The organism is Pontiella sp. (assembly GCF_041622395.1).
Lineage (GTDB): Bacteria > Verrucomicrobiota > Kiritimatiellia > Kiritimatiellales > Pontiellaceae > Pontiella.
On sequence record NZ_JBFJYW010000283.1, the window covers coordinates 1 to 4,911 of the forward strand.

The 4,911-nt window shown below is 59.2% G+C and carries 2 protein-coding genes; both read right to left on the reverse strand.

Annotation, left to right across the window (positions count from 1 at the left end; genetic code table 11):
* Positions 1–4,273: Ig-like domain-containing protein (locus tag ABYO54_RS14005; protein WP_372808869.1), on the reverse strand; the 4,273-nt coding region annotated here is incomplete at its 3' end.
* Positions 4,274–4,701: 428 nt separating this feature from the next.
* On the reverse strand, positions 4,702–4,911 hold a 210-nt coding region (locus tag ABYO54_RS14010), incomplete at its 5' end, for a hypothetical protein (protein WP_372808870.1).

Below are 4,911 nucleotides of genomic sequence, written 5' to 3' on the forward strand. Positions count from 1 at the left end.
CGTTGAGATTCGGGAATCGGTTGCTGGTATCGAGCACCGCTTCGTTGATTCCATCCTTCGTGAACCCGAGCGCCAAATATTTAAGCGCATCGAGATCGTTGCCCGTGTGGAGCATGTCGACCGACAACACGTAAACCTGGTTGGTTTCGGGGGAGAAAGGCAGCAGTACGGCTCCGGCCCACGCGCCATTCGCGCCGCCGCCATTGATGGTTCCGTCGTTGTTGATGAAGTCGCTCTTGGCGTCCCAATCGTTGTCGCCGATGGTGGGTGCCACGCCATCGAGGCCGGACGCTCCGTCGCCATCGAAGGTTTCCGAGTAGATGATCGACAAATCCACGTCGGGGGCCTTGGGCGTCGTCGCGGAAAGCGCGGCGGAAGCCGTAGTGGTGTTCTGGCCGGTCGAGGTGTCGCGCGCCATGACGGTGTAGGCATAGGCGGTTTCGGCGGACAGCCCGGTGTCGGTATAGGTCGGGCTGCTCTGCCAGCCGCTGTCGTGGCCGCCGCCCGCCGTGCAGGTGAAATAGTATTCCACTCCGCTTTCATCGGTCGCCGTGGTGGCGGTCATGGTGATCGAGCTGCTCGATTCCGCGGTCGGCGGCGTCGCCCAGGTCATCGGGTTCGGCGTCGGCGGCTCGTTGTCGACCACTCCCACCACGTTGCCCATCACCACAATGGTATCGATGTCGCATCCCGTCGATTCGTTGTACCAGTAGAACGTCACGGTGGTATCGGTTAGGCCTTGGTATTGGGCATCGCTCAGATCAACCACGGCGTTCGCCCAGCCTTCGCCGCGCAACGGCGGGACCTCAACGCCCCAGAGCGCGGCGCTGCCGGGGCCGCCGTCGAGGCTGGTGTTGAACATCGCCCAGCGGGTGTTGCCGGCCGTGCCGGTGCCCTGGCGCAGATCGAAGGTGATTCCGGACAAATTCAGCACGACGTTGGAGGGGATGGCGATCGACCAGGAATAGAAGTCGCCCGACGGCGCAACGGACGGCATCGAGGACTGCCCCGAAGTTCCGCCGTTGAGTTTGGCCACATAGCTGCCCGAGGTGGCACCTGCCGCATTGGCGGTGTAGTCCACCGCGACGCTCAACGCATTTCCGGATACCGTCCATCCGGCGGAGACGCCAATGCCGTCGTCCGGGTCGTGGTCGTCGGGCGAGGCATCGAAATCCGCATCGTTCGCGTCTTCGAAATCCACCCCGGCAATGGATCCTTCCGGCCACTCCGGAGCGACAACTCCAAGATAGGCGGAGTGGAGGGCCGAAACTTCAGTTGCATCCAAACTCGTATTGTAGAGGCGCACCTCGTCGATGGTGCCGGAATAGTATCCGCCGCCGATCTGGCTCCCCAAAGCAGCGGCGGCAATGCCGTCCATGGTCCGGGTCATCCCCGTATCGCCGTGCCAAGGATCGCCGTTGAGGTAGATGGCCATTTCGCCGACCGCGGCATTTTTGGTAAAGACCCAATGGTTCCATCCCCCTTGGTATTCATTGGTCTCGGCGCCTTTGGAGATTCGGTCGTAGTCGCCGTCAAAACCGGCATCCCAAAAGACGGTTCCGTCGCCCCACGGCAGGTGCACGTTCAAAACGCGGTCCCCCTCGGCATTCTCCGCATAAAAAACGGAATCATTCCGTGGCTGGTCGTCGCTCCCGTATGCCCACAACGAGACCGTGACTTCGTTGCTGATCGACTCAAAGGCGGATGCCGGCAAAGCAACCGTGGAGCTGCTACCGTTGAATGCAAGAGCCCGACTGTCGAAACCGCTTCCAACCCAGATGGCCGAGGACAGTGTACCGTCGAAACCATGCCCCGTTGCATCCACGACCTTGGTATTGTATCCCATATTCATCGGCCAGTCCGCCACCAGGCCGGCAAGCGGAATCACCTGGATGGAAACGGAGGCTTCCGCACTGCTATCCGTGCCGTCGTTGACCGTGAAGGTAAAGCTGTCCGCCCCATTAAAGCCGGTATCCGGCGTGTAGATCAGGTTGGGAGCCGCACCGCTCAGCGTACCGTTGGTCGGTTGCAATGCCACGGCAGAGGTCAGGTTGCCGCCGTCGGAATCGGAGCCGGTGAGGACAATCGCTACGCTGCTGTTTTCATAAAGCGTTGCCGTGATGGCATCCGCCTCCGGCGGAATGTTTTTGGGATCGCCCGTCAGGCTGATGTTGTCGATGGCAGGGTCGGCATTGTTGCCATCCAGCAGTGCGGTCCGGAAGCGGATGGTCACCTCGTCGTTTCCGGCATAGGCCGACAGATCCACCGTTGCGTTCGACCACGGATCGTTGCCGGCGGTCTGTTGCTGCCCATTCCGAATCCAGACGCCTTGCGTCCACGTGGAACCGTCGTGCACATCCACGGCCAGATAATCAATGTGGGCCCCATACATGTGGTAGTCGAAGGAGAGGATTGCATCGTTGACCGTGCTGAAGTCGAAGGTCGCTTCCGCCATCGCCGAGTCGGAGCTACTGCCGTCGTCGCCTTCGGCATAGAGATAATAATCGCCGTCGCCGGCGCTATCGGGCCCAGCGTCACTGGATGGCGTCGCACCTTGGTGAATCTGCCAATCATAGTCGTTGTCATCGGCGGAATGCCAATCGCTTTCGCCGGTCTCAAAACTCTCTGCATAGGGCAACGCATTGATGATTTTATCGATCACCGGATAGGCCGGGATGGTTTCGCCCGTGAGCTGCTGGTGCACGCAAACCGGCACGTAGCCGACCTCCAGGCCGGGCGGCGGCGAGACGATCAGCCCCGGGTCCAACGAAGCGCGCTCTTGAACGGGATCGGGGAAATAGGTATTGGTGCAGCTCCAGTGCCCATGAATCAGCTCCACCCTTGCCTGAATGAGTTCCCGTTCTTGCTCGTCCATGTCGGAGTTCAGGATAAAGGGCTGTTCGTTAAACTTGTACCAGTAGTAGACGACCGTGCTGCCGTCGTCCAAATCCGCCGTGTAGGGGCCGGCAGTCGGGCCCGGGGTTTTCCATGCATCCACCACAGAATCGCTGTATGCATAATCGGGATGGAGCGGTGAAAAAATGGAATCTTGATCGGCGCCTGTAAAATCGTACAGCCCGCCATAGTCTTCCGCGGAATCGAGTTCCAGGAGACCGCTTTCCGCCGGCACTTCGCTTTCCGCGATGGCCACGGCATACGTATCCCCTGCCCGGAGGACATAGTATTCGGGAAGCTTCATCAATTCGGCGCCTTCGATTTTCTCGACCAGATCGCCGGAATACTCGAAGGCAATGGCGCTGGGATCCGCCGGGTCGGCAACCCTTTTCATAAAGGAGGTTTCACCCGATATGTATACTCCGTCAATCGAGGCGCTCAACGATCCGCTTGTCGCAGTGCGCGTATGGATCGCACCCGGCGCATCGAAATCCGTGGCGGCGGGATCGCCTCCGGCAAACCAGTCCGACATGTTGACCCACATGGTCGAATCCACATTCATCACCGTGCTTCCAAAGCGGCCGATGTTGTCCTCGTCGACGGGCATGGTCACCTGCAGGGCCCGGTAATAGATATCGCCCGTATCGGGGTCCGACCACTGCGCCCCTGCCGACTTGCTTGCCTCGCGTTGATAGGTTGAATTTTCCCTCAGCGTGCTGTTATCGAAGGTTGTTCCGCGGGTGTTTGAATTCCCCAGAGAATATTTCGCCCAATGATGGGGGGTGTGAAACGCCACTGGACCGCGAAAGTTTTCGGTATTGAAAAACAGCGTCCAGCAGTGATTTCCGGTTGGGATATCCTCCCCCTCCGTCGTGGTTTTGGGTTCGGTCAAGGGCAACGCATAATATCCGTAGCCAAACATTTTGTTGTTGGTGCCCGCGGCAAAGCCGATGCCATCAAAAGGAAAAAGCAGGCGATTGCTCAGCATCGCGGCCCCGTAACGCCCGGTGGTGTTCTCCCACTTGAGGGTGGAAGTGTTTGAATTGTTGAACCCGGGATTGCCCGAGCCGGGGCCGTTGCTGAAATTGCCGAATCCGCCGGAAACGCCCCCCATGGTAAACTTTTGCGGCGCCGTGGAATTCTTAAACCGTAGATAGCTCTTGTAGCCCGCACCGCCCTCCATGGTGTGGTAGCCCCACGTGTCGCGGTCGTAATCCGGATGCTCGCGGAGCGCGCTCGGCCAATACCAGGTGTGGAATAATCCGCTTTGGAAGGATTGGGCGGCCTCCGGCACAACGATCTGGTGAATATTGCAGTAGTGGAAACCGCCCCATTCGTGATCCTCGGGGGTGCTGGAGGTGGACAGGCCATAAAACATGTACCCCTTGAACCCGGCAGATTCCAACGCACCCTGTGCCGCCGTGCATAGCAAGGTTGCGAATATTAGGCCCACGAGTCCTCGATAGACGTTTTTCGCCGGCAGCACCCTCCGCTCCGCTCCAACAGGAGGGAAGGCCTTTGCGCCAAGTTTCACTAGCATCATCTCTTTAATTTTCATTCCTGCTCCCATATCCCAGTGCCCTGCGTCTGCGCCATTCACGTCCACCGGGACAGGCAACGTTTTCGCGACGATTCAGACCCATGTTCAGGCGCATCTTACCAAAAGACTTCATATTGAAAATGTCATAGTTTAAGGGGGCAGCCCACTGTCTCCGCACTTCAGGGCGACTACGCCTCAGAAAAAATCATTCTATTTAAAGACGTCCGCAACTGCTCTATCTGGAGATCGCCGCTTCCGGGGGTTCGTTACTCGACCGACTTAACGCGGTAGAAGGCGTTGGTTTGGTCCACGGCCCCGGTCAGCGAAACGAGCCCGTTGGCGCCGGTCACGTTGGTGACGGTTTGCCAGCTTCCGGCAACCAAATCGTCGGTGGTTTCGAGCGCATAGCTTTGCCCGGCTTCGCCGTACCAGCTGAAGCCCAGCGCCGAGCCCGACACCGTCATTCCGATGTCGCC